21 protein-coding genes are annotated in these 26,883 nt (G+C 40.9%); 13 read left to right on the forward strand and 8 right to left on the reverse strand.

Going from position 1 to position 26,883, the window contains the following annotated elements; all coding sequences use genetic code 11:
* A partial coding sequence (locus RIC88_RS16470; RefSeq protein ID WP_502880008.1) for a beta strand repeat-containing protein occupies positions 1-3,922 on the reverse strand: 3,922 nt, incomplete at its 3' end.
* A 326-nt stretch (positions 3,923-4,248) separates the two neighbouring features.
* On the opposite strand from RIC88_RS16470, the gene rimP reads away from it, so the two are divergent.
* From rimP to RIC88_RS16490, 4 genes are all read left to right on the forward strand, one after another.
* Entirely contained in the window at positions 4,249-4,695 is a 447-nt protein-coding gene (gene rimP, locus RIC88_RS16475) for a ribosome maturation factor RimP (protein WP_350218666.1), read from the forward strand.
* Between the two features lies 1 nt (position 4,696).
* Complete coding sequence (gene nusA / locus RIC88_RS16480) at positions 4,697-5,938, forward strand: transcription termination factor NusA (RefSeq protein ID WP_350218667.1); 1,242 nt, start codon at positions 4,697-4,699, stop codon at positions 5,936-5,938.
* A gap of 20 nt (positions 5,939-5,958) precedes the next feature.
* The gene (gene infB / locus RIC88_RS16485) at positions 5,959-8,670 is read left to right on the forward strand and encodes a translation initiation factor IF-2 (protein ID WP_350218668.1); all 2,712 of its coding nucleotides are present in this window, start codon (positions 5,959-5,961) and stop codon (positions 8,668-8,670) included.
* Positions 8,671-8,840: 170 nt separating this feature from the next.
* The gene (locus tag RIC88_RS16490; RefSeq protein WP_350218669.1) at positions 8,841-9,179 is read left to right on the forward strand and encodes a hypothetical protein; all 339 of its coding nucleotides are present in this window, start codon (positions 8,841-8,843) and stop codon (positions 9,177-9,179) included.
* Here RIC88_RS16490 and RIC88_RS16495 read toward each other — a convergent pair.
* The 3 genes from RIC88_RS16495 to RIC88_RS16505 form a co-directional block, all read right to left on the reverse strand.
* Positions 9,176-9,904: a 1-(5-phosphoribosyl)-5-[(5-phosphoribosylamino)methylideneamino]imidazole-4-carboxamide isomerase gene (locus RIC88_RS16495; RefSeq protein ID WP_350218670.1), complete on the reverse strand. Its 729-nt coding sequence runs from the start codon at positions 9,902-9,904 to the stop codon at positions 9,176-9,178. The two genes, RIC88_RS16490 and RIC88_RS16495, sit on opposite strands and share 4 nt — an antisense overlap.
* Before the next feature lie 71 nt (positions 9,905-9,975).
* Positions 9,976-10,665 (reverse strand): response regulator transcription factor, encoded by a 690-nt coding sequence (locus RIC88_RS16500; RefSeq protein ID WP_350218671.1) that lies wholly within the window; start codon positions 10,663-10,665, stop codon positions 9,976-9,978.
* The gene (locus tag RIC88_RS16505) at positions 10,655-12,268 is read right to left on the reverse strand and encodes a sensor histidine kinase (RefSeq protein ID WP_350218672.1); all 1,614 of its coding nucleotides are present in this window, start codon (positions 12,266-12,268) and stop codon (positions 10,655-10,657) included. The genes RIC88_RS16500 and RIC88_RS16505 overlap by 11 nt, the downstream gene beginning before the upstream one ends.
* 154 nt (positions 12,269-12,422) lie before the next feature.
* Here RIC88_RS16505 and RIC88_RS16510 point away from each other — a divergent pair, with 154 nt between their 5' ends.
* Positions 12,423-13,250 carry a T9SS type A sorting domain-containing protein gene (locus tag RIC88_RS16510; protein ID WP_350218673.1) on the forward strand — a complete coding sequence of 276 codons (828 nt, stop codon included), beginning with the start codon at positions 12,423-12,425 and terminating at the stop codon, positions 13,248-13,250.
* Between the two features lie 55 nt (positions 13,251-13,305).
* Here RIC88_RS16510 and hemH read toward each other — a convergent pair whose 3' ends face one another.
* The 3 genes from hemH to RIC88_RS16525 are packed head-to-tail and all read right to left on the reverse strand — an operon-like array spanning position 13,306 to position 15,574.
* Positions 13,306-14,319, reverse strand: coding sequence for a ferrochelatase (gene hemH / locus RIC88_RS16515; protein ID WP_350218674.1), 1,014 nt, complete (start codon positions 14,317-14,319; stop codon positions 13,306-13,308).
* Positions 14,320-14,323: 4 nt separating this feature from the next.
* Positions 14,324-14,914, reverse strand: a complete 591-nt coding sequence (locus RIC88_RS16520; RefSeq protein ID WP_350218675.1) for a VTT domain-containing protein — start codon at positions 14,912-14,914, stop codon at positions 14,324-14,326.
* 27 nt (positions 14,915-14,941) lie between these two features.
* Positions 14,942-15,574, reverse strand: a complete 633-nt coding sequence (locus RIC88_RS16525) for a hypothetical protein (protein WP_350218676.1) — start codon at positions 15,572-15,574, stop codon at positions 14,942-14,944.
* An 88-nt stretch (positions 15,575-15,662) separates the two neighbouring features.
* Between RIC88_RS16525 and recJ the strand changes: the two genes are divergently transcribed.
* The 5 genes from recJ (at position 15,663) to RIC88_RS16550 (ending at position 21,671) form a co-directional block, all read left to right on the forward strand.
* Positions 15,663-17,360: a single-stranded-DNA-specific exonuclease RecJ gene (gene recJ / locus RIC88_RS16530; RefSeq protein ID WP_350218677.1), complete on the forward strand. Its 1,698-nt coding sequence runs from the start codon at positions 15,663-15,665 to the stop codon at positions 17,358-17,360.
* A 14-nt stretch (positions 17,361-17,374) separates the two neighbouring features.
* On the forward strand, positions 17,375-18,106 hold the full coding sequence (gene lptB / locus RIC88_RS16535; protein ID WP_350218678.1) for an LPS export ABC transporter ATP-binding protein: 732 nt from the start codon (positions 17,375-17,377) through the stop codon (positions 18,104-18,106).
* A gap of 12 nt (positions 18,107-18,118) precedes the next feature.
* The gene (locus RIC88_RS16540; RefSeq protein WP_502880009.1) at positions 18,119-19,645 is read left to right on the forward strand and encodes a GH3 auxin-responsive promoter family protein; all 1,527 of its coding nucleotides are present in this window, start codon (positions 18,119-18,121) and stop codon (positions 19,643-19,645) included.
* A gap of 101 nt (positions 19,646-19,746) precedes the next feature.
* A complete protein-coding gene (locus RIC88_RS16545) occupies positions 19,747-20,037 on the forward strand; it encodes a hypothetical protein (RefSeq protein WP_350218680.1) in 291 nt (96 codons plus the stop codon).
* 47 nt (positions 20,038-20,084) lie between these two features.
* Complete coding sequence (locus RIC88_RS16550) at positions 20,085-21,671, forward strand: SulP family inorganic anion transporter (protein ID WP_350218681.1); 1,587 nt, start codon at positions 20,085-20,087, stop codon at positions 21,669-21,671.
* A 26-nt stretch (positions 21,672-21,697) separates the two neighbouring features.
* Here RIC88_RS16550 and RIC88_RS16555 read toward each other — a convergent pair whose 3' ends face one another.
* Positions 21,698-22,723, reverse strand: a complete 1,026-nt coding sequence (locus tag RIC88_RS16555) for an RluA family pseudouridine synthase (RefSeq protein WP_350218682.1) — start codon at positions 22,721-22,723, stop codon at positions 21,698-21,700.
* Positions 22,724-22,740: 17 nt separating this feature from the next.
* On the opposite strand from RIC88_RS16555, the gene RIC88_RS16560 reads away from it, so the two are divergent.
* The 3 genes from RIC88_RS16560 to RIC88_RS16570 are packed head-to-tail and all read left to right on the forward strand — an operon-like array spanning position 22,741 to position 26,878.
* The gene (locus RIC88_RS16560) at positions 22,741-23,643 is read left to right on the forward strand and encodes a 1-aminocyclopropane-1-carboxylate deaminase/D-cysteine desulfhydrase (RefSeq protein ID WP_350218683.1); all 903 of its coding nucleotides are present in this window, start codon (positions 22,741-22,743) and stop codon (positions 23,641-23,643) included.
* A gap of 28 nt (positions 23,644-23,671) precedes the next feature.
* Positions 23,672-25,321, forward strand: coding sequence for a hypothetical protein (locus tag RIC88_RS16565; RefSeq protein ID WP_350218684.1), 1,650 nt, complete (start codon positions 23,672-23,674; stop codon positions 25,319-25,321).
* Positions 25,322-26,878, forward strand: coding sequence for a DUF5723 family protein (locus tag RIC88_RS16570; protein WP_350218685.1), 1,557 nt, complete (start codon positions 25,322-25,324; stop codon positions 26,876-26,878). It begins immediately after the preceding gene.
* The last annotated feature ends 5 nt before the right edge of the window (positions 26,879-26,883 follow it).

Below are 26,883 nucleotides of genomic sequence, written 5' to 3' on the forward strand. Positions count from 1 at the left end.
CGGTTACATCCACTCCATTGTTTGCGTCTACATTGCCTGCAAATGACACTTGTCCACCTGTCGTTTGGGTGATCGCCTGGTTGTCGATCGTTAATGCGCCGCCGGTTATGTCTACTCCAGAGTTTGCATTGAGATTTCCTCCCAAAGTAACCTGGCCAGTTCCTGTTTGAGTGATCGCTTGATTTGTTGTCAAAGCTGCTCCGGTTACATCCAAACCGTTCTGGGCATCTATATTCCCACCAAAGGTCACCTGATTCGAGCCTGTCTGAGTAATGGCTTGATTAGTAGTAACTGCTGCGCCCGTAACATCTAAACCATTCTGCGCATCAAGGTTGCCAACAATAGTAATTTGATCATTGGCTTCATCACCCAGGTTTATATTCTGTGACTCTACGTTAAAGTCCTGACCCTCTACCGCATTAACAATTTGTCCACTCCCATCAGTACTTAAAGCAATGTTATTTTGCAATGTCCCAGCACCCGAAAGAACAACTGTACCTGAGGCATTTGGTAGATTTATTGTTCGATCTGCCGTTGGGTCAACTACCGCAATTCTTGTTTCGAAGCTATTATCAGTTAAGCCCTCCAGTATAAATGGGGTAGCACCTTGTATTTCGGCATTGATTGTAACATCATCAGTATTATTTGAACCAACAATCACATTGTCATTGGCTTGTAGAGTCCCTGTAATGTCTACACCACTATTCGCATCTACATTACCAGCAAACGTAACCTGCCCACCAGTCGACTGGGTAATTGCTTGATTGTTGATCGTTAATGCTCCACCACCGACATCCAAACCATTCTGTGCATCTACATTCCCACCAAAGGTCACCTGATTCGAGCCTGTCTGGGTTATGGCTTGATTAGTAGTAATTGCTGCGCCTGTTACGTCCAATCCATTTTGTGCATCAACATTACCACTAAAAGAGACTTGATTAGTACCTGTCTGGGTAATTGCCTGATTGGTAGTCAAGGCAGCCCCTGTTACATCTAATCCATTATTCACATCCAGATTGCCAGCAACTTCTACCTGATCCGTACCCGCATTGCCTAAGTTGATTGTGTTGCTATTTGCGTTGATCGTTGTACCATTACCCACAATCAATGTTGAACTTGTAATTGTTGTCTGCGGAGAGGCAATCGTTAAGTTACCTCCATTGATATTTGTGACTCCTGTTAAATCTATTACATCAGTATTCTCATTTCCTATCTCTGTGTTGCCCTGTAAGTCTGTTGTGTTTGTTACCGTCAAATTCTCCAAACCAATGGTTCCGGAAATATTTACAGAACCCGTTGCGTCCAGATTAATATCTCCTGCAGATGTTAAGTTAATGTCACCTGAAGTCGTAGTATTAAGTGCCACATTGCTCGCATCCTGAGTCACACTTACTCCACTGTTACCGGTTACTGCTAATGCCCCGTCTGTCGTGTTAATGGATACCTGATCTAAAGTAGTCGCACCATTTACATCTAAGGCTCCAGTCACATTGGTGTTGTTGGTCACATTCAAATTACCGGAAATATCTAACCCATTATTCGCATCTACATTTCCGCCAAAAGTTACCTGATTGGTTCCTGTTTGAGTGATCGCTTGATTTGTGGTTAAAGCAGCCCCCGTCACATCTAAACCATTATTTGCATCGAGGTTTCCAGTAAAAGTTGCTTGCTGTGAAACACTGAAGGTACCTCTAACATTTGTTGCCACGCCAGCAGCTGCCAAGTCCGTTTGCCCAGCTACATCTAATGTCCCGTTCAAATCCGTTGCATTGGCTACTCTCAAACCGCCAGTATTATTGAAAATAATTTGACCTGACCCAGGAACTACAAAATCAGTTGTTAAGTCTAAGTCTGTTCCATCGACAGCATTGTTTTGAATGGTGGAAATAATATTGGAAGCCCCAGATGAAAAACTAATATCACCAGCTACTGGAAATGATACAACAGTACTTCCATTGCCAATTAATAAATAATTCGCTTGACCTGCGAACAATTGCTGGGCTTGATTGGAGGCATCTCCAACAAAAATACTTCCAAGATTAAGATCTTTAGTCGCGAAATCTGTAACTGGCCTTGAAGTTATACCTCCTCCAGGTCCGGTTGTAATAATTTGATTTACACCAGGGGCAAACCAAGATGCTGCAGGTACATTATTTGAGATTAATAAAGCATTTTGATTTGACGGTAAAATTTTACCTTGGGTTACTGACTGATTAGCCAGCTTAGCAGTGGTAATTCCCAAATCCTTTACTTGAAGTATGTCAGATGATACCTCCAAAGTGGCATTGTCTACATTGATATCAAATTCTTCATTGATGGCATCTTCAACAATTCCATCACCAGCTAAATCACCAAGGTTAACTGACAAAATATCGCCGCTGATTTGAAGGCCATTTCCCTCATTAATTTCTAAGCTCCCATCAGTACTTTGAATCAAGCCAGGTCCAGCAACATCAGGGTTGATTTTTTCCTTTGTTACTGCATCATCTAAAATTTTATTTGTTGTAACTGAGTTATTTGCAAGTTCGTCTTGGGTGATGGCTGCTGTTGCTATATCAGCTGTTTGCACTTGACCATCGACAATATTTTCCGTCTGAATTGCATTATCTGCAATTTTGGAATTAGTGACAGCATCATTCGCTAATTCTGAATTGCCTACTGCCTCAGGGGCAATTTCATCGGAACCCACTGCATTTGTCGCAATGTCTTCAGCTAATATTGTTTCATTAAGAATTTCAACTGTGGTGACAGCTCCGGTGGCTATGTCATTTGCTGTGATCGCATCATCCGCTAACTCATCCGATCCAACAGCACCTGTTGAGATTTCATCAGTGCCCACCGCATCGGTTGCTATTTCATCTGAACCCACCGCGTCAGTCGCTATTTCGTCAGAGCCCACTGCATCGGTTGCAATCTCATCTGAACCAACAGCATCAGTCGCTATTTCGTCAGAGCCCACTGCACCCGTTGCAATATCTTCAGCTAGGATGGTCTCGTTAAGAATCTCATTTGTGGTTATTGCATCAGCATTAATTTGTACGTTAGCCACAGTTCCCGTATTGCTAATGGTTACATCTCCACTAGCCGGAAGTCCCTGGGCAACTCCCGAACTATTTCCAATGTAAATATTATTTTGGGCAAGGGCAGATGAGGTAAACTCAGACCTATTTGTCCAAACAGGATTCCCTGAAGCATCTACAGCAAGTACCGAATTTGCATTCCCTTCAGCATTGATTTTAGAAATCGTAATTGTACCATTGGCAATGTCGATGTTTTGAATACTCCCATCATTGATATTGTCTGATCCTATTTCAATAACAACCTCAGAAATTCCCGTTATTCGACCTTTCTGATCGACAGCTAGTTGAAGAACATTGAATGCTTCCGTTCCATAAGTTCCTGCTGATATCGAACCTATGTTTTCAAGTTTATCTCCTGTTACTGCCAGATTCGCAATCTTACCAGTGGTCACAGCCCCGTCATTGATTTTCTCCGTTGTTACGCTACTATTTTGGAGCTTAGCAGTAGAAACCGCCAAATCCCCAAGGCGATTTTCTACTACTGCTCCGAGCTTAATTGTTGGGTTTGGATACGTTCCTGTCAGATCCCCACCTGCAGTCAGTACATTCAAAACCCCCAACCCAGCTTTCCAACTAGGACTTTCCCAGTAATAAAACAGGTTTTCATCTGTGTCGTAAACCATAAGTCCGTTTTCCAGTTCGGAAAGTGACTGAATACTATTCCTTTGAAAGGAATTCATTCTAGGGACTAGAAAACCTTGATTTGATTCGGGTGAAACAAGCTCCAACACCGCTTTGGCATTAGGAGTGGTTGTGTTAATACCTACAGAGTTGTCCTGGGCAAAGGAAACTATGCAGGCTAGTAAAAATGCAGCAAAAGCCGCGCTCTTATAATAGCTCATAATGGGGATATTTAGAAACTAAAGCTAACCTAAGCGGTCGGTTTTATACGGTTTATCAATTGGTTAAAAAACTGGGCGGTGAGACTAATTCTATAACTGAATGTAAAAATTAGGCGAAGGTGTCATAATTTCCAAAAAATCAATGCGTTATGGGACCGAACTTTAGACGAACGAACACTTTTATGACTTGAACGGGAACTAAATTATCAGCTCAATAGATTTTTGAATGAATTAACGGTAATTCCATTTTAGTTTCATACCTTTGCACCATTAATAGTTAGAATACCGAAAGAGGGGACATCAGTCCCCTCTTTTCATTCATGGAAATGGAGGAAGAGAGGAAAATAAGGACATTGGCCGAAAAAGCAATCAGCGAAAGCGACGAATTGTTTATTGTCGACGTTAAAGTGAAGGGAAATTCCGGCAATCAAAAGGTGTTGGTATTCGTGGACGGAGATAACGGAATATCAATCGATGCGTGTAGTAAAATAAGTCGAATGGTCGGTGCTGAAATGGAAGAAGAGGATTTTATGCCCGGAAAGTATACATTGGAAGTATCCTCACCTGGCTTAGACTATCCATTAACCCTGCATAGGCAATACGTTAAAAATGTAGGTCGGTCGTTGGTAGTGGAGACACTGGAAGGAACGAATATTGAAGGGGAGCTATTAAAAGTGGGAAAAGATGAGATCTTTCTAAAAGGCCCTGCCGAAAAAAGATCGATAAAATTTGAAGAAATAAAACAATCAAAAGTTAAAGTATCATTCAAGTAAGATGGAAGCGTCAGTATTAATTGATTCGTTTGCGGATTTTGCCAGGGGCAAAAACATTGACCGCCCTACTATGATCAGAATTCTGGAGGATGTATTCAGAACGATGATTCGTAAGAAATATGAAACCGATGACAACTTCGACATTGTAATAAATGCAGATAATGGTGACCTGGAGATTTGGAGGTTCCGGGAAATCGTTGACGACAATTCAGAGGATATCTGGGATCATGATAAAATCAGCCTAACCGATGCTCGGCAAATTGAGCCTGATTTTGAGATCGGAGAAGAAGTTGCAGAAGAAATAAAATTAGAGGATTTCGGAAGAAGAGCGGTTATGACTGCACGACAGACTTTGATTCAAAAAATCAAGGACCTTGAAAAAGATATCCTATTTCAAAAGTACAAGGATCTGGTAGGTGAAATTATTCAAGGTGAAGTTTATCAGGTGCTGGGACGTGAAGTATTGCTAACCGATGGCGAGGGAAACGAACTTACCATCCCAAAAAGTGAGCAGATACCGAAAGATCGATATAGAAAGGGTGATACTGTAAGGGCTATCGTACACCGTGCTGAAATGGTCAATGGAAATCCGAAAATTATCCTTTCCAGAACTTCTCCAGTATTCCTTGAGAGACTTTTCGAGGCTGAAGTTCCAGAGGTTTACGATGGATTGATTACTATGAAGAACGTGGTAAGAGAGCCGGGTGAGCGGGCTAAAGTAGCGGTTGAGTCATATGATGACCGAATAGATCCGGTAGGGGCATGCGTTGGAATGAAAGGATCAAGAATTCACTCAATCGTAAGAGAGCTTCAAAATGAAAATATTGATGTGATCAATTTCACAGATAACTTAGAACTCTATTTAGCAAGAGCACTAAGTCCTGCGAAGATCACGAGCATGAAAATAAGTGAAGAGAAAGACAGAGTGTCTGTTTATCTCAAGCCAGATCAGGTATCTTTGGCCATTGGAAAAGGTGGTCAGAACATCAAGCTAGCGAGTAAATTGGTAGGCATGGAGATTGACGTGTTCCGTGAACTTGACGAAAGTTCGGAGGAAGATGTGGATTTGGATGAGTTTACTGATGAATTGGAAGACTGGGTGATTGATGAGCTTAAGCGTGTAGGACTGGATACAGCTAAAAGCGTCTTGAAGCTCGGAACTGACGACTTGGTGAGAAGGACCGATTTAGAAGAAGAAACAGTACACGAAGTGATTCGGGTTCTAAGCCAGGAATTCGAATAAACTAATTTTGAGAGGTTTATATGGCAGAATACAGATTAAGTCAAGTAGCTAGAAAGCTAAACGTAGGTAAGAATACTATCCTGGAATTTTTGAAGGATAAGGGGCATGAGGTAGACTCAAACCCCAATTCAAAAATTCCACAGGATCAGTACGATATGCTCGCTCGTGCGTTTGCAGATTCTGCTCACGACAAAGAAGAGGCATCTGAATTGACCATCGGTGGAAAGACCGATAATATGGTCATTAATGCAGATAAGATAGCAGAAGAGGAGAAGAATGAGGACGATCGAATCCTTATAAAGGACAATGTAGGTTCTGATCCGGAACCGGAAAAAATTTCTGCCCGAACTAAGCTCGATGGGCCTAAAGTGGTTGGTAAAATAGACCTTGAAAAGAAAAAGAAAGAAGAGGAACCAAAGAAAAAAGAGCCTAAAAAAGAAGAACCTCAGAAGGAGATAACAAAAGCTAAAGAAGAGGAGGCTAAAAAAGAGGAGCCAAAAAAGGAAGAAACCAAGAAAGAAGAGCCAAAGAAAGAGGAGCCAAAAGCCAAAGAAGAAGAGCCTAAGGAAGAAGAAAAAGCTCCTGAAAAGCATGTTATAAAAGCAAAAGCTGACGCGCTCAGAGGACTTAAGGTTTTGGATAAAATCGAACTTCCAAAGGATAAACCTAAACCAGTCGCCTCATCCGATTCTAATCAGGACAGAAAGAAACGACCAAGAAAACGTATACAATCCGCTGGAGGCCCACCAAATCGTGGTGGAGGTGGCGGTGGAGGTCGAGGTGACCGAAGCAGAACACCGGCAGGAAGAAAAACTGAAGAACTTTCTGATAAGGAAATTCAGGATAAGATCAAGGCAACCCTTGCCAAACTCAGTGGAGGTGGGGGCAAAGGAGGTACCCAAAGATCTAAATACCGAAAAGACAAACGCTCCGCAAAAGCTGAAGCTGAAGAGGAAAGACAGTTACAAGCTGAAGAAGCATCAAAAACGCTCCATGTAACCGAGTACATTTCTGCCAATGATCTGGCGTCTTTGATGGACGTTACAGCCAATGATGTAATATCTGCGTGTATGTCTCTTGGTATGTTCGTTTCGATCAACCAGAGACTAGACGCTGAAACAATCACTGTCATAGCAGATGAGTTTGGATATGAAGTAGACTTTACCGAGGCGAAAGAAGAAACAGACATTATAGAGGAGGTAGATGATGAAAGTAAGCTTGTAGACAGAGCGCCGATTGTGACCATCATGGGTCACGTAGATCATGGTAAAACATCATTACTAGACTTTATCAGGGAATCAAAAGTAACAGAAGGAGAAGCCGGTGGAATAACGCAGCACATTGGTGCCTATGATGTGATGACCAACAGCGGAAAACGTGTTGCATTTCTAGATACTCCTGGGCACGAGGCATTTACTGCCATGAGAGCCAGGGGTGCAAAAATTACTGATGTTGCGATCATAGTCGTTGCTGCAGATGATTCTGTGATGCCACAAACGAAAGAAGCAATCAATCACGCTCAGGTAGCTGGTGTTCCTATCGTTATAGCAATCAACAAAGTTGATAAGCCAAACGCTAATCCTGAAAAGATTAAAGAGGACCTTTCTAAGATCAACATCCTGGTTGAGGACTGGGGTGGTAAGTATCAGTGTCAGCATGTTTCAGCTAAAACAGGCGAAGGAATTGATGACTTACTTGACAAAGTATTGTTAGAAGCTGAGCTTCTGGAGCTGAAAGCAAACCCTGATAAGCCGGCAGTAGGATCGGTGGTAGAAGCTTCCTTAGATAAAGGGCGTGGATATGTATCTACCATTATGGTACAGGCAGGTACATTAAAAGTTGGAGATGTTCTGTTGGCTGGTCCGTACTTTGGTAAGGTAAAAGCCATGTTTGATCATCGAGGACAGAAGCTTCAAACTGCAGGCCCATCTACACCGGTACTGATGCTTGGCCTTGACGGTGCACCACAGGCTGGAGATAAGTTTAATGTGATGGAGAGTGATAGGGAAGCTCGTGAAGTGGCGAACAAACGTGAGCAAATACTGAGAGAGCAATCAATCAGAACAAAGAAACACATTACACTTGATGAGATTGGACGAAGACTTGCGATAGGAAGCTTCAAGGAACTTAACGTTATCGTTAAAGGTGATGTGGATGGTTCTATTGAAGCACTGGCTGATTCACTACTTAAACTTTCTACCGAAGAGGTTCAGGTCAATATTCTTCACAAAGCAGTTGGTCAGATTTCTGAATCTGATGTCTTATTAGCTTCCGCTTCTGATGCGGTAATCGTTGGATTCCAGGTACGACCTTCAGGAAGTGCAAGGAAACTTGCTGAAATTGAGGAAATCGAAATTAGATTGTACTCCATTATCTATGACGCTATCAATGACGTAAAGGATGCCATGGAAGGTATGCTAGAACCTACCAGTGAAGAGGTTATTACCGGAAATATCGAAGTAAGGGAAGTTTACAAAATCACGAAAGTTGGTACGGTTGCAGGATGCTATGTGACGGATGGAAATGTGAAAAGGTCTAACAAAGTTCGACTGGTAAGAGATGGCATTGTGGTTTACACAGGGGAAATAAATCAATTGAAGCGATTCAAAGACGATGTAGCAGAGGTAAAGAGTGGCTATGAATGCGGACTGAGCATCAAAAACTTTAATGATATCAAAGAAGGAGACATCATCGAAGGTTTTGAAGTGAAAGAAGTGAAGCGTACCCTTTAATTCTAGAAGAAGATTTAACAATCCAAAGCCCGTCATTTATGATGGGCTTTTGATTTTTATAGTATTTGCCATATTCTTTCTTAGAATACTTCAAAAAGAAAGTTAAGTTTTGTAAAAAAGTTAAACCTTCCATCTGTAATTTCGTTACTTTGTTGGTTAAGTTGAGAACCTTGAAAAACATCCCCAAAATATTGTTTGCTTTTGCATTGATTTTCATTTGCAGCGTTGGTTTTGCTAATACCAACGGAAATGAGAAAAAATCGGATACGCAGGAACAAGATCAAGAGGGCAGAAGAAAATCAAATCAGGGATTGATCAGACCAGATGGAGACGCTTCTCAACAGCGAGATGTCAGGTTTCAGGAAGAATCAAAATCATCGCAACCCGAAGTAAAGGAGGTGAACAACAAGATCGAAAAAGCCGATTCTGTTCAGGATGACTCTGTAAGCAAATACAACTTTATTTTTTACTTCTTGTACAAGTTCAAGTACGAAGAAGAGGCTCCTTAAGCGCTTATTGACTGATAGTCATCAATATCATCCAACGTGATATTTCCTTCATAAAAAGCTTTCCCAAAGATCACTCCGTATAATCCGATATCACGGAGTTTTTTGATGTCGTCCATTCCTCTCACACCTCCACTTGCAAAAATAGATAGGTCAGGAAATTCTTTAAGAAGCGTCTGATATAAATCGAATGAAGGTCCGCCCATTGCCCCATCCTTGGAAATATCTGTGGTTTTCAAATACTTCAAACCTCTATCATAAAAGAAAGAAATATGATCCATTAAATCTCTGGATGTAGCTTTTTGCCAACCCCTAATCCATATTTTTCCCTTTAAACTATCCGCAGCTAAGGCAACCTTTTCCCTCCCGTATGACATTAGCCAGTTCGCAAATTGCTCTTTGTTGGATACTGCCACAGAAGCTGCGGTAATGCTTTCTGCCCCATATTCGAAAGCTTTTAAGACGTCACCATCAGTATGCAAGCCTCCGGTAAAATTGATTTTTAAATCCGTATAAGCAGACACCATGTGAAGGATGTCGTAATTAACTGAGGTGCCCTTTCTAGCTCCATCTAAATCTATGAGGTGAATACGAGAAATGCCGTGATCTTCAAACTGTTTGGCAACATCAATAGGAGTGTCCGCATAGACTTTTTCGCTGGAGTAGTCTCCTTGTGTGAGGCGAATGGTTCTGCCTTCAATAACTGATATTGACGGTACTAATAGCATGATAAATTAAGGTTGGTTCTTATTTGAGAATCGCTCCTCTTTAAAGATACATAATTTCAGCTAAAATCAGTTCAATTCACCTCCACTAATTTGAAACCTTCACCGTGAATTGTTAATATCTTAAGACTGGGTTCATCCTGAAGGTACTTGCGAATTTTTGCAATGTACACATCCATACTTCTCGCATTGAAGTAGCTATCGTCTTTCCATATTTTTTTCAACGCTGTGCTTCGATCTACTGTTTTATTTACGTTCTCAAAGAAAATTTTCAAGAGCTCATTCTCTTTTGTGGTGAGGTTTATCTCTCTCTTGGGAGTGATTAAGCGATTTTCCTGATAATAGTAGGTCAAACCGGCGATATTGAATTGATTAGGAAATGCCTCTTCCTCCTTTTTAACAGAGCGCTTCAATATGGCCTGAATCCTGAGCAAAAGCTCTTCCATGCTAAAAGGCTTGGTCATATAGTCATCAGCCCCAATTGTAAAGCCTTTGATAATATCCTGCTTCATAGACTTGGCGGTAAGAAAAATGATTGGTGTATCAGAGTCGGTAGATCGAATCTCTTTGGCTAAAGTAAAGCCGTCCTTTTTTGGCATCATCAAATCCAAAATGCATAGATCATAAGCCTCTTTCTGAAATGCATATCCACCTTCCTCTCCGTCTCTCTTCAGAGTGGTTTCATAGCCTTTCAGGCCTAAATACTCACTTAGTATTTCACCCAGATTCGGGTCATCCTCTACTATCAATAATTTAGGCTTCATTGGCTAATGGTAATGTGATTGAAAATTTGCTTCCCTTCCCTGGTTCACTATCTACATGGATGCTTCCGCCATGTGCTTCAACAATGCGCTGAACATAGGCCAAGCCTAAGCCAAAGCCTTTTACATTATGAAGATCACCTGTAGGAACACGATAAAATTTTTCAAAAATATGCTTCTGCTGATCACGGGTCATTCCTATTCCTTTATCATGAATGGAGATGATATAATCTTCATTATCCGACGCGGTGCGCAGGGTAATATTGGGGGCTTCAGGCGAGTATTTATTGGCGTTATCCAGAAGGTTCAGGATAATATTAGTCAAATGCATCTCGTCACCTTGCACCAAATCTTTCTCAGCTTTCTCAATCATGTTAAGCCGCCCTCCTCGTTTCTCTACCTGCATGGCAATGTGCTCCGCTGCACACTTAACCATATCACTCATTCTAAGCAACTCCTGTTTTAAGTTGTAGTCCTTTCGGTCGATAGCCGCGATCTGTAATACTTTTTCTACCTGATCTCCCAGCCTTTTGTTCTCCTCCCCAATAACTTTAATATACTTGGCTCGCAAAGTGCTTTGCTCAATATCCTTATCATTTAGCGCTTCTACTGCCAGGCTAACTGTTGAAATAGGTGTCTTGAGTTCATGGGTCATATTGTTGATGAAATCATTCTTCATCTCCGACAGCTTCTTTTGCCTAATAATGGTGCGTATGCTATAACCAAAGCAAAAAAGAATGACCAAAACCAAAAAGCCGGAACTCACCATAGCCGACCATACCTTGCCCAGAAGGTAGCCTTGTTTATCAGGAAAGTTTATTGTTAATATGCTGTCATTGTCATAGATGTCATTAGGAAATAATGACGCTCTAAGTTCGCTTTGAGCAAGTTCTTCCTTCTTCCCTCCACCGGTTAAAAGTAAAAATCGTTGCTGCTGCGGCTGAATTACACCATATTCATACGTAATATCTATGCCCTTGCTGTTTAACTCGCTTTTGAGTAGTGAATCCAGCTGCTGTGGGTGAAAGCGGGAGGCTATGGAACGATTCGGGCCCATTAAGTCGCGCACTACATCAAAGGTGAGCTCATATTTTCTGGAAACTTTTGCCAGTTTGCTTTCAAGTTGCTGAATTTTCACATCCCTCTCTTCAAGCATTTGATCCATCGTAGAACCTGGGGGGGGTGGAGTATTCTCAAAAAAGAATCGATCAGCGACACTTGAGAAATTCACAACAAACTCAAACCCACCTTCATTGACAGTATCAGCAAAGTAGAAGATTTGTCGATTGCCTTGTTCGATAACCTCAACGTTTCCACCTCTCTTCTCATGTTTTATATTCTCAGCACTCTCCATCTTTTGAAGATGCAGATTTTCCCTTTGCTCGTAAAGGGGGGAGTTTACATAATTTAGCTTCTGAAGAGCGGCGAAGGTTTCTTGCTTCTCTAGTTTGCTGGCCACCGTATTGAGGGCATCCAATACATCTTTTCTGAATCGCTCCTCATTGGCGGCTACCAAAGAATCAATCCAGTAAAGCTGAAAAGCAATAAGCCCAATCATGGCCATGCCCATCAATCCGATAATCCATCTCAATGTCTTGCGCTGCATACCCCAAAAATACGACGAAGTGTCTACCGTAGTTCGTGTTTAACCATTTTTAACAAGGATTAACGACTGATTAACAGTGAGATAGAAAACCTCTACGTACTTTCGATTAGGGATTATTAAAACACTAACAACTCAAAATAAAATGAAACATTCAATGAAAATTTTAGCTCTGGCACTCACCATGCTAATGACCGGAGGTCTACTGGCCCAGTCAGGAGGTGAAGGAAAAATAAAAGTTGAAATCAGTAAAGAGATTGACGGTGAAAAGAAGACATTCAAGGGAGAGTACAACAGCACCGAAGAAATGTATGCCGATCCGGCCTACAAAGAATTTGCAGGGGAAGATGATGACTTCAATTTTTGGTTTGACGGAGATAGTGACCAGGATATCATGATTCACCTGGATCAATTGAGGAATCAGAATCGCTCATTTTTTAAATTCTTCCATGGAGATGGGGATGGGGATGATAATAACTTTTTCTTCAAACATTTTGACGGGGACTCTTCAGAAGGATTTTTCGATCTTCATTTGGATGGAATGGATATGGAAGAGTATCGAGAAAAAATGAAGGAGTTGGGTATTGAAATGGATCGTCTATTTGACCGGTTTCATGACGATGATCACGATAGACGAGTTAAGGTTTTTGAAATAAAGCGAGTTAAAATAGAAGATGTTTCTGACGAGTTTGGCAAGAAAGGGAAAGTAGATGAAAGCAGTAAGCTTGTGCTTGATGATTTGAGCTTCTACCCAAACCCCTCTTCAAACGGTCGATTTAAAGTTCGTTTCAAAGTACCAAGTGAAGATGAACTTAATATCAGAGTTTCGAATTTGGAAGGCAAAGAAGTATTTAACAGATATTTTGAAAGCTTCAGTGGGACTTACTCCGAAACAATTGATTTATCTGGACAAAAAGAAGGCATTTACTTGTTAGAAATCAGTCAGGGTAAAAAACGACTAACGAAGAAAATAGTAATTAACTAGGTAATTAGGTTTGAATGAAGCCGGTCAAGCACTTGATCGGCTTTTTCATTTCAGATTAATTATTCCTAACAATCATTTCCTTCAAGCACTCCACCCATTTGTCTTCAACATTTAAGCTTGGAACGAGATCCCACTGGTCTCCACCAGCCTTAATAAAATCTTCCTGGTACGTCTCTCCTACCTCTACGGTAGTTTCCAGGCAGTCTGCAATAAATGAAGGTGAAAATGCCAAAACCTTCTTATTCCCTTGCTCCGCAAGTTTTTCCAGTAGCACATCAGTATACGGCTTGATCCAGGGTGTCTTGCCAAGTCTAGATTGAAAGCTTACTGAAAATTGATCTTCTTTTAATCCGAGCTTTTCTGCAAGCAAGCGAGTAGTGGCATAGCACTGTGCGCGATAGCAATATCGGTTTTTAGGGGTCATGGAGTCACAGCAATTACCAAAAGAACATGTGTTAGAGATATCTCCTTTTGTGATCTGTCTTTCCGGAATACCGTGGTAACTAAAGAGGAAATGATCATAATTCGTCTTTTCCATTAGCTTCCTGGCATTATCGGCAATGGTTTCTAAAAACAGCTCCTCCTCAAAAAATTGGGAAGTGAATGTAATATCAGGAATGATTTGCCAATCCTTCACAATCTCCATCACCTTATCCTGAACCGACCCAGTACTCGCGGAAGCATATTGTGGGAATAAAGGAATCACATGAATGGATGTACAATCCTTTAATGCATCTAACCCCTCAGCAATAGAAGGATTTTGATAGCGCATAGCAAGTTCAATTTGCCAATCATCATCTATCGCTTTGCGAAGTTTATCACGGAGTTCGAAACCATAATATTTTAATGGTGAGCCTTTCTCATCAAATAATCGGTCATACTCCTTCGCCGATTTCGGAGCTCGAAATGGAGCAATGATTAAATTGATTAACAACCACCTTTTAAAAGGTGGTATATCAATCACACGCTTGTCCATTAAAAACTCTCTGAGGTATTTCCTTACATCCGGAACAGAAGTTGAATCCGGAGTACCCAGATTAACTAAAAGAACGCCTTTCTTTTTTGTCATCAATCTATAAGATATTGGCCTCCCAAATCACAATTCCATACACCAGAAACCGGAGGAATCTGAAAAGTGAAAACCATAGATATTTTTTAAATGAATAATGTACCGAGCCCACCAGCATGGCAATCCCGGAAAACGGCAAAGGTGTCAAAGCTGCCACCACCACCAAAAATCCGCCGTAATTGTTTAAGTGCTTCTCAAATTTTCCAAAAACACGGTATTTCATAATGCGATAAAATCTGGTGTTTTTGAGATACGCGCCGATACCAAAACCAATAATTCCCGCTGCATAAGATATTGCAGAAAGCGCGATGATGTTATTGATGTAGTTGGCGAGTAACTCGCTTCGTAACGACCAAATCATGAAAAACTCCGGAGGGATAATACCGAAGATTACTTCAGAGGCCAGAAAAATAAAATAAACGACAGTTGGCCTATCGTAAACCGGACCAAGCACTGCCTCAAGTGTAAAGTCATAATTCTTCCTGGCATAAATAAATGCAATCACGATAACAGCCAGCCATGCAAAACCTCTCAGGAGATTTCTGATCAGAAATCTCCTTCGGTCAGGTAGTTCTTTTTGAGTTTTCTTGGCCATGTTTGGATGTAAACTGGATTTGCAAAACTATTGTTCATCCGCCTTAGGTTCAGCATCTTTTTTCGATTTCGTTTTAGAGAAAGAAACCATCCAGTAAGGATCTTCCAGCTCAGTATATCGACCATAAAATTGAGTGAGCATAATTTTTACAGCATAGTTCAATCTGTTTTGTGCATCCTGAAAATAATCATGCCTGTTTTTGGGGTGATAGATGAAGAATTTAATGATGGGGAATACGCACGTTCGAAACTCTCCAAGTACTTTTTTTACATCTGATTTCTTCTTCTCCAATTCTTTCATTGCCTTCTCACAACACTTTCCCACTCCTTGTATCAGCGGAATGTAAATTTGATTTACCCCCTCTTCCTGCTCACCCATTTCAGCGCATGCCTCCTCACAAAATGCTCGCAATATGCTCAGTGATGGGATGCTCATGCTTGCTTCTGTAAACACGTCCGGCTGCCAGAGTATCTCCCGGAAAGTAAATATGGATGGAAGGAGCTCAGTATCATAACCCTCATCATCTTTGAGAGACAACATTACTTCGGTAGTAATATTATCCACCCTGCAAGCTCCGGCACATAGCGAAAATGACCAACCCTGTTCATTGGTTTTAACCATTTTCAAAAAATTCCATATTTCGTTGAGTGCAATCTTCATTATCGTGCTTACTGCTCACAAAATAAACATTCGACATCATATACGACAATTTCAGGCAAATTGGCGTTCATTTTTATATCTTCATCCCGTGGAAAAGCGATGGGTATATAAACAAGAACCAGAGAAAGAAGTCGTAGAAAAATTGAGCAGGGAAATCAATATAAATGAATTCCTGGCCAAAATTTTGGTTCAAAGAGGAATCCAAACGTTTGATGAGGCAAAAGAATTTTTCCGTCCTTCTCTTTCACGACTGAATGATCCATTTCTGATGCTCAACATGGATAAAGCGGTCAACCGGTTGACGGACGCAGTATTTAATAAAGAGAAAATTCTTATCTATGGTGATTATGACGTAGATGGCACTACCTCTGTCAGTCTCATCTATTTGTTCTTAAAGGAATTTTCAGATCAACTTGAATTCTATATTCCTGATCGATACACGGAGGGTTATGGCATTTCAGAAAAAGGTATTGATTATGCCATCGCAAACAAGTTCGATTTGATAATTGCATTAGACTGTGGCGTCCGCGCCATTGAACGTGCTAAACAAGCTAAAAACGCTGGTATTGACCTGATCATCTGCGATCACCATTTGCCCGGTGCAGAGCTTCCGGAAGCCTATGCACTATTGGATCCGAAACAAACTGATTGTAAATATCCATTCAAAGAGTTGTCCGGATGTGGCGTTGGATTTAAACTCCTGGAAGGTTTTTGTCAGCAAAACACGATAGAAAAGGAAAAGTTGTATGAGTTGCTTGATTTGGTAGCTGTGAGTATTGCAAGTGACATAGTACCTATTGTTGATGAAAATCGGATACTAGCTTTTTACGGTCTGAAAAAACTAAATCAATCTCCGTCTGCAGGATTAAAATCACTTATCGAAATCAGCGGAAAGAAAAATGCTTTTTCGATATCCGATGTGGTGTTTTCCATCGGTCCCAGAATCAATGCCGCAGGAAGGCTTACCCATGCCAAGGAATCCGTCAACCTTTTAATTGGTGACTCAACCCAAACAGATGCATTTGCTGATAATCTGAATGATCGAAACAAAGAGCGTCGAGAGTTTGACCAGACAATAACGGCTGAAGCCTTAGAGATGATTGCAGCTCAAAATGATGAGCGAAAATCAACTGTCCTTTTCAAAGAAGATTGGCACAAAGGCGTAATTGGCATAGTCGCATCAAGGTGCATTGAATATTATCATCGTCCTACAATTATCTTAACTGAATCAAAAGGCATGGCTACAGGCTCAGCCAGATCAGTAGATGGTTTTGATGTTCATGAAGCTATATCCCAATGTTCCGACTTACTGGAACAGTTTGGTGGTCACACACATGCGGCAGGGCTTACGCTTCCACTTGACAATGTGGAGCAATTCATTTCTCGTTTTGAAGAGGTAGTGAGTGAACGCATACTTCCTGAACAACTCATTCCCAAAGTGGAGATTGATACGGAAATACCACTTTCAGCCATCACTTTTAAAACTTACAATGTGATGAACCAGATGGCTCCATTCGGCCCGAAGAACATGGCGCCTTTGTTTGGCACAAATAATGTAATAGTAGACACCAACCCAAAGGTGATCAAGGATAAACATATCAAAGGGTTTCTCCATGCTGCGAACAGTACCAAGCTTTTTGAGTTTATAGGATTTGGAATGGCTGACAAAATGGAACAAATACGCATTGGGGAGCCTTTTCATATTGCCTATCACTTAGAGGAAAATAATTACATGGGCAACAAGTCCCTGATCCTTAATCTGAGGGATGTAAGATTTGATGCATAAATTGCAGCTCTTTTATGGAATTACGCGCAGAACACTTAGTTAAGAAATACAAAAAAAAGAAGGTCGTTAACGACATTTCGGTCTCAGTGAATACCGGTGAAATCGTAGGGCTTTTAGGGCCAAATGGTGCCGGAAAAACTACCTCCTTTTATATGATAGTAGGGCTGATCAAGCCAAATGAAGGACATATCTATCTTGACAAAGAGAATATCACTGAATTGCCGATGTATCAGCGTGCAAAAAGAGGGATCGGATACCTGGCACAAGAGGCATCTGTCTTTCGTAAACTTAGTGTTGAGGACAATATTCTTGCAGTACTGGAGATGACTAAGCTGAGCAAACAAGAACAAAAAGAAAAATGCGAAAGCCTCCTTGAAGAATTTAGCCTGACGCATGTGCGCAAGAACCTTGGGCAGGTTTTGTCCGGCGGAGAAAGAAGAAGAACTGAGATTGCTCGTGCGCTCGCCGTTGACCCAAACTTTGTGCTATTGGATGAGCCCTTTGCCGGTGTGGACCCTATTGCGGTTGAAGAAATTCAAACCATCGTTGCACAGCTCAAAAACAAAAATATTGGCATCCTAATCACAGACCACAATGTGAATGAGACACTTTCAATTACTGATCGGGCTTATCTCATGTTTGAGGGAAGGTTGCTTAAAGCGGGTACAGCAGAAGAACTTGCCAATGACGAACAGGTAAGAAAAGTTTATCTTGGTAAACACTTTGAACTAAAAAGGAAGATCTAAAATAGAAAGAGGGTGGAATTACTAAACTCCATATTGTCGTGGGTTATGAAAAAGCGCATTCACCAGATTGAGCTTTTCATGAAATATCCACACGAGGTTCAAAACGAGCTTTTAGAAGATTTGGTGAAAAAATCTGCTAAGACCGAATATGGAAAGAAGTACGGATTTGGCACGATCGAAAACTATGAACATTTCAAAAACAAAGTTCCTATTGTAAACTATGAAGGACTATTCCCTTACATCGAGCGATTGATGAAAGGTGAGCAAAATGTGCTTTGGCCTTCAGAAATTCGCTGGTTCGCTAAATCCTCCGGCACCACAAATGCGCGAAGTAAATTCATCCCCGTATCGACTGAAGCACTAGACGACTGCCATTACAAGGGAGGAAAAGACTTATTGAGTATTTACTTCAACAATTATCCTGAAGCTAAGATGTTTTCAGGAAAAGGATTAGTAATCGGAGGTAGCCACCAAATCAACCAGTTTGATCAAAACTCGAATTCCTACTACGGTGATGTTTCTGCGGTTTTGCTCAAAAATCTGCCCTGGTGGGCACAAATGGTGCGTACGCCAAGTCTGGACATAGCGCTGATGGACGAATGGGAGGAGAAGATTGATAAGATGGTAGAAATTACCTCCACCGAAAATGTGACCAACATCTCAGGTGTGCCTACCTGGATGATCATCCTGATAGAAAAGATACTGGAGCGAAATAAAGCTAACAACATTTTGGAAGTGTGGCCCAATCTAGAGGTCTTTTTCCACGGGGCTGTTTCGTTTACTCCGTATGAAGATTTATTCCAAAAACTTATCCCGTCTCATAAAATGCGGTACATGGAGACCTACAATGCCTCTGAGGGATTCTTTGGGATTCAGGATCAAACGGACAGCAAGGATATGCTCCTGATGCTGGATTATGGCATTTTTTATGAGTTTGTTCCTTTTTCTGAATTGGATAACGAAAATCCTAAAACGTTGACACTGGATGAAGTAGAAGTGGGTAAGAACTACGCAATTATCATTACTACCAATGCCGGTCTCTGGCGCTATCGAATTGGTGATACGGTGACTTTTACCAGCATCAACCCATTTAGAATTAAGATTTCCGGACGAACCAAGCATTTTATCAACGCCTTCGGTGAGGAGCTTATCATCGATAATGCAGAGGTCGCCATTGCTGAAGCATGTAGAAAGACCAATGCGACCATTGATAATTTCACTGCCGGTCCTGTGTATCATGATCAGGAGAATAAAGGTGGACACGAATGGATTGTTGAATTTTCGAACCCGCCTAATGATCTTGAGCGATTCACCAAACTGCTGGACGAAAAGCTAAGAGAAGTCAATTCAGACTATGACGCAAAACGATACAAGGACATTGCTTTGCAGCAACCTATCATTCATGTTGTGCCTCAAAATACGTTTTACAACTGGATGAAATCGAGAGGTAAGCTAGGTGGCCAGCACAAGGTCCCAAGATTGGCCAACAATCGTGAATATCTTGATCAACTTATTGAGTTTAGAACTCATTCATCATAAAAGATGACAATAACGTTCGGAAGAAAAACTCATAATTGTACCTTTGCGTAAGTATTTTCCACGACTGAAACAATCCGTGTGTATCGGTTGTTAAAGCGCCAATGAAAAAGATTTTATTAATACGATTCATAACCCTCTTGCTCTGTTCAGCTATGATAGCGGAGGTGGGTCTCCCTCTGGAGTATACCAACATAGTTTCTGTAGAGGTGGACTCAGAAATGGAGCATGAAGAGGGCAAGGAAGAAAACAAGGAAAAGACTTCAGAAACAGGAAGTTTCTCAATTCCTAAAAATGAATCGTCATTATCCAGTCTGAGATCAACAATACATTCTGATTCTAATTGGAATCCCCCCTCTATTGACTTTCAGACACCCCCTCCGGAATTGTCCTGATTAATTTTCCCATTTTTTCTCAATTAATCATCGACAATTTTTAACCTATGGAATCGGATAGAAACAATATTTTTAGAAATTTTAAAACAGACCTATCGGCTAGTGTGGTCGTTTTCTTAGTAGCAGTCCCCCTTTGTTTGGGTATCGCCCTTGCATCAGGCGCCCCTCTATTTTCGGGTGTCATTGCTGGCATTGTTGGAGGTATAGTCGTAGGGCTAATTAGTGGTTCTTCGCTTGGTGTTAGTGGTCCTGCAGCCGGGTTGGCAGTAATTGTGCTTGTTGGTATTCAAGACCTTGAAGCATTTCCAGTTTTCCTTGCTGCTGTGGTGGTCAGTGGAATTATACAAGTTCTGCTGGGAATTGCCAAGGCAGGGATCATCGGCTACTACTTTCCTTCATCAGTAATAAAAGGAATGCTTTCAGCAATTGGTATTATCATTTTCCTAAAACAAATACCTCATGCTGTAGGGTATGATGCCGACCCGGAAGGTGATTTGGAGTTCTTCCAGCCAGATGGAGAAAATACCTTTTCGGAGTTAATTACAATGATGGATTATGTGCAGCAAGGTGCCTTGATCATTTTCATCATTTCAATGGCCATATTGATTTTGTGGGAGCGTCCTTTTATGAAAAGGATCAAAATATTTCAGGTAATACAAGGGCCACTTGTGGTAGTAACTGCAGGTATTATAATTAATCAGCTTTTTTCCGGTTCAAGTCTATACATAGATGAAACTCATATGGTAAGCTTACCTGTCGCAGGATCCATTACTGAGTTCATTAACCAGTTCACCTTTTTTGAACCTTCAGCAATGCTTCGGAAAGATGTTCTCATTTTAGGAGCAACCATTGCAGTAGTTGGATCCCTGGAAACATTGCTTTGTGTGGAGGCTACAGACAAGTTGGATCCTGCCAAGCGAATCACTCCAACCAATCGTGAGTTGATAGCTCAGGGGTCGGGTAATATTCTATCGGGTATGATCGGTGGACTTCCAATCACGCAGGTGATTGTTCGAAGTTCCGCGAACATTCAATCCGGTGGTAAAACAAAACTTTCAGCAATCATGCACGGAATACTCTTATTAGTTTCCGTAATATTTATTCCAAGAGTATTGAATTTAATTCCACTTTCAAGTTTGGCTGCTATTTTGATCGTTGTAGGATATAAGCTTGCAAAGCCTTCGCTATTCAAGAAAATGTACAACTCTGGAAGGTCAGAGTTTATTCCATTCATGGTCACTATCGTTGGAATTATATTCACTGATTTGCTGATTGGAATTTTGCTCGGATTAACGGTCGGCATCTTCCACATTCTATACAATAACTTCAGGAAACCGTACGTAGTGAACACCATTCACGAAAATGGATCAACCAAGTTAAGATTAGAACTTTCAGAGAATCTGACCTTTTTGAACAAAGCCAGTATTATCGAAACCGTGTCTCATTTACCGGACGATTCTGATATTACTATCGATGCTTCAAGATCTCATTCTATTCATCCGGATATTCTGGAGATACTCGAAGATTTCAAACAGAATGCTGAATACAGAAATATCAAACTTAATATCATCGGGTTGGATAAAGAACATGACAACCCAATGAAGGAGCTGAAAAAAGCAGCTAAAAAGATATAAACTAAAGCCCCTAAATGGGGCTTTTTTTAATCTGTATGGTCAATGTAGTGTTTCCATTTATCTACAACTGCAGCAAAGTCCTCAGGGAGCTCTGAGTCTACAAATATTTTCTCTTTGGTAATAGGGTGAATGAACCCCAGCGTTTTTGCGTGTAACGCCTGCCTGGGTATCATTTTAAAACAATTCTGAACAAACTGCTTGTATTTGGTGAAAACTGTCCCTTTTACAATTTCACCGCCACCATAGGTGGTGTCATTAAACAATGGGTGCCCTATCCATCGCATATGGGCTCTAATCTGATGAGTTCTCCCCGTCTCGAGATTGCATTTTACCAGTGATACATACCTCAGGTCTTCTAATACCTCATAGTGTGTTATGGCTTTTTTTCCAAAATCCCCATCCGGAAAAACAGTTGTAATTCTTCGGTCTTTTAAACTTCTGCCAACCATTGCGTCAATGGTGCCTTTCGGTTCTTCCGGTATACCCCATACTAGGGCGTGATAGGTGCGCTCGATGGAGTGATCAAAAAATTGCTTGGCAAGGCCCGTCATGGCCGTTTCAGTTTTGGCTATTACCAGCAAGCCTGAAGTATCCTTGTCTATTCGATGTACCAATCCCGGACGACCGTCATTACCTTTCATTTCAGGTAGATTGCTAAAGTGATAAGCAAGTGCATTGACAAGTGTGCCGGACCAGTTTTGATATGCAGGATGAACCACCATTCCGGCGGGTTTATTCACCACCAAAAGGTGTTCGTCCTCAAGAACAATATCGAGAGGGATGTTTTCAGGCACCAGTTCTTCATCTCTTGGGGGCTCTGGAAGCATCACCGAAATATCATCTCCGGGATGTACTTTATAATTTGGTTTGACATCAGAACCATTCACTTTCACGAACCCATCCTTGATACCTGCCTGAACCTTATTTCGGGTAACATTTGGCAATCGATCCATCAAGAATTTATCAATCCTTAATAACTCTTGCCCGGCATCTACAGTAATCTGATGATGCTCGTATAAGTCCTCCTCAATTTCGTTGGGTTCATCCGTCATGGCTGTAAATTTAAGCCATGGAGAACCTTCCAACACCAACGCAGGAAATATCACACCCTCTTTTGATTGAAAAAGGTATCAAGCTATTTGTGAAGCGTGATGACCTTATTCATCCGGAAATAATGGGGAATAAGTGGCGAAAACTGAAATTCAATTTAATTGAGCTGAAAAAAAGAGGTTTCAATAAACTGATAACGATGGGAGGGGCTTTCAGCAATCATATCGCAGCAACAGCTGCATTGGCACGTGAAAATGGTATTGAAGCCATTGGAATTATACGTGGTGATGAATTAGAAGCAAACAGCAATCCCACACTCCATTTTGCCCACAAAAAAGGGATGGAGCTTCATTTTGTGGGTCGTGATATTTTTAGAAATTACCGAGGTAACCCTGACCTGATCGAAAAAAAATACCCCAATCACTACTTTTTACCGGAAGGTGGAACCAATGCTTTGGCCTTAAAAGGATGTGAAGAGATTATTTCAGAAATATCAGATTCCTTCGATCTGATCGCAACGCCAATAGGAACCGGTGGAACCTTTGCAGGTTTAGTAAATTCTGTGAAAGAAGATCAACAAGTGCTGGGAATCAGCAGCTTAAAAGGGGATTTCATTTTTAATGAAATGGATGAATTGCTGAGAAAACACAATATTTCTTCCTCCAATTTTAAAATAATTAATGCGTATCATTTTGGTGGATATGGCAAAACAACGGTCGAATTGATCGATTTTATCAATTGGTTCAAAGAAAACTTTGGCATCCCCCTGGAACCCATTTATACGGGAAAGTCCTTTTTTGCCGTTTGGGATATGATTAAAACCGATAAATTTGAAAAAAATCTTAAAATAGTGCTATTACACACAGGTGGACTTCAGGGCGTTGAAGGCTTTAATCGAAAAAATGAAAATATTATACAATAAGACTTAATTTTAGATCAATTTGTCAGCGGTGAAAAAATTTGTGTATGTAATCCTCTGCGCATTCTTAGTTGCGGCCTGCAATATAGGGGAGTTGGAGTTTGATAATTTGGAGGTTACACCTATCAAGGGGCCTGATGTATTTCCTTTGGGTACCTCCAAATATGTCATGCGTGATTTATTAGGTAAGCAAACAGGAGACTCACTCAACTTTCAGGAGGACAGCACCTCGTTATTGACCCTTCTCTATCACGATACTATTACCTATAATGCGCAGGATGATTTTGTACAGATTGGGGATATTACTCAAAGTGGAACAGCTACTGCCCCAGCTAGTCCTGCTGGGACGGCAAGAACAGTACCTTTCAATCAGACATTTACGCTGGAATATAATCCTCAGGGTGATGAGGAATTAGATTCTGTTTTCTATGCCACTGGTGACTTAACCTTGGTGACGACTTCAACCTTGCCCGGAACACTTAATTATACTTACACCATTGACAACACAACAAATATTAATTCTGGTAATCCTGTTATCTTAAGTGGAACAATTGCAAATGGTGGAAATGATACCCAAACTCAATCGCTGGTTAATCATAAAACAAATCTGACCAGCAACGACAATACATTCACAGTGGATTTAAATGCCACTGTGAACCTGGCTGCAACGGATGCTCTTTTAGGAACAGAAGAGATTTCGTTTGCTTTAACTTATGGCAATCAAACATTCAATCTGATATATGGTAAGTTTGGACAGGATACGGTTCAAGTTGGAAATCAATCAATAGATTTGGACTTCTTCAGCCAATCAAACAGGTCGGGTATTACGTTTGGGAACCCAAGTATTTCATTTGATTTTAGGAACTCTTTCGGTTTGCCGGTAGGTGTTGACTTTTCTGGAGTTTCGGGGCTTGACGGAAATGGAGCTACTATAATCCGACTTGCCGGGGATATCGTAAATAATCGTCCCATTATTGCTGGCTCTGATGTTAACTCACCCGGACCAAATACTCCCGGTGAAACAGCTCAATCAATTATTGAGATAAATAGGGCCAACTCCAATATTGTTGCACTTCTGGGTTCAGCTCCAAGCACCTTGCAATTTGGCGTTACTGGTTTTTCCAATCCTTCAAGCCAGGGGGCATTGAACTATGTTCAACCAACAAGCCAGATACAAGCATTTGTGACTATGGAAGTCCCATTCGAAATTCAACTGGAAAACCTCCAGGAAACCGGAAGCTTTGGATTGGGTGATGGCTTGGATTTAAGCGATGTAGACTCTGTTTTTATCCGTATAGTAACAGAAAATCAACTGCCTTTTAATGGAACAGTAAGCTTAGAAGTTCAGAATGAAGATAGCGTATCACTTATTCCAGTACTCGATACTACAGACCCTCTATATGATGAGGCTCAAGTTGCAAGATTTACCGACATACCAATAATCAAAGCGCCTTTGATTAATATAAATGGGATTGTAACGGATCCAAGTGGATTCACTCACGATATTTACCTGACAAAAGAAGAAGTGAGGCTTCTGGGTGACGCTTCCCATGTAATTATCACAATGACACTAAATACACCTGTAAGTCAAACGTCAAGAGAAATTTATGTGAAAATTTTGGCAAACTATTCACTTGAACTAACTGTTGGTGTTGGTGCCCAGTTCAATATAGATCTATAAATGAGAAAATTTGGACTAACCATACTGCTCCTGATTTCAATTATATCTGCAAAGAGTCAAACGAGTCTATCTTTTCAGCATTTGGGCAATGCTACTTTTCAGAATAACCTCATAAACCCTTCACTAATACCAGAGGGGAAGCTTTTTATTGGATTACCTGTGCTTTCTGGTATTCATGTAAATGTCAATAATAAGGTGAGTTATAATGAAACCTTCACTAAAGAAAGTGATAGGACACTTATTGATATTGATAAGATATTGGGCGAGCTACAAAATCAGAATATGCTTTCTTCAAAAGTAAGCATCAACCTTCTCCATGTTGGTTATCGGCTGGATGCAGGCCCATTACTTAGCTTTGTTGCAAATGAGCGGGTAGAAGTAGATTTTTTATACCCAAAGCAGATGGTCAATTACGTCTGGAATGGTAATGAACAGTTTTTGAATGAAGATGTAAAAGTCTCTAAAATTGGGTTAAGAGCATCACACTTTAGGGAGTTTGGTTTAGGATTAGCAGCTCCTATTAACGATCAACTGACAGCTGGCATTCGAGCTAAGTTTTTAGTGGGATTTGCTAATGTAAGTGTTCCGGGAAATGCAAAAGCAATCCTTCATTCGGATGGAGAAGCATTCCAATTGAACGCTGAATGGAAAAATGCCCAACTCAGGACCTCTGGTCTGGACATTTATTCCGGCGAAAATGGGTTTGATAACCAAGATTTAGTTTCTCATCTTATCATGAATGGGAATACCGGATTTGCAATTGACTTGGGTGGTACTTATCACCTAAATAGATATTATACCATCACGGGATCAATAGTTGATATTGGATTTATCAACTGGAAAGAAAACATCGAAAATCAGGTTTTAACAGACACCTCTTTTAGGTACAATGGAGTTGATCTGGCTGAACTTGATGATATAGAACAGACACTTGAGGATTCTTTGTTTAGTAAGTTCGAGACCACAGAAAATAATGATCCATATAAAAGTTGGCTACCGGTCACCGCTCACGGCAGCTGGATTTACCATTACAGCCCAAAGATGGATTTTTATGTTACAGCAGGGACAAGGCTTGTTCAGCGACAACTTAAAATGCTTTACGGTGGCGGAGTTACTTACAAATTTGGAAGGGCATTTACAGCATCTGCCAGTGCTACCAAGCTTCCTCAACAATTTTTCAATTTAGGTGCAGCGTTTACAGCCAAGGCTGGGCCGGTTCAGCTGTACATGGCAGCAGATCAAATTGTGAACTTTTCAGTTCCTGATGCTAAAGCCATTGACTATCGTTTTGGAATGAGTTTCGCTTTTGGTCAGCGTAGATCTAAAGAACCGGAAAGTGGACTATCCCGTGGACCAATTGCCGGAGCAAAGGGTGTTGATACCAATGTCTTCCTGGGTAAGAAAGTAAAAACCAAGAAACGTGACGGAATTTACTCCATCATCAAACGTCAGAAACGTAGAGACCTCAAAAACAAGCGTACGCAAAGAGACAATGACGTGAAGAAGAAAAGCTTAAACGGAAGAAGAGGAAAGAAAAATACGGATGATAACGAGTAGCGGCG

The sequence above is a fragment of the Ekhidna sp. genome, from assembly GCF_040220215.1.
Taxonomy (GTDB): Bacteria; Bacteroidota; Bacteroidia; order Cytophagales; family Cyclobacteriaceae; genus Ekhidna.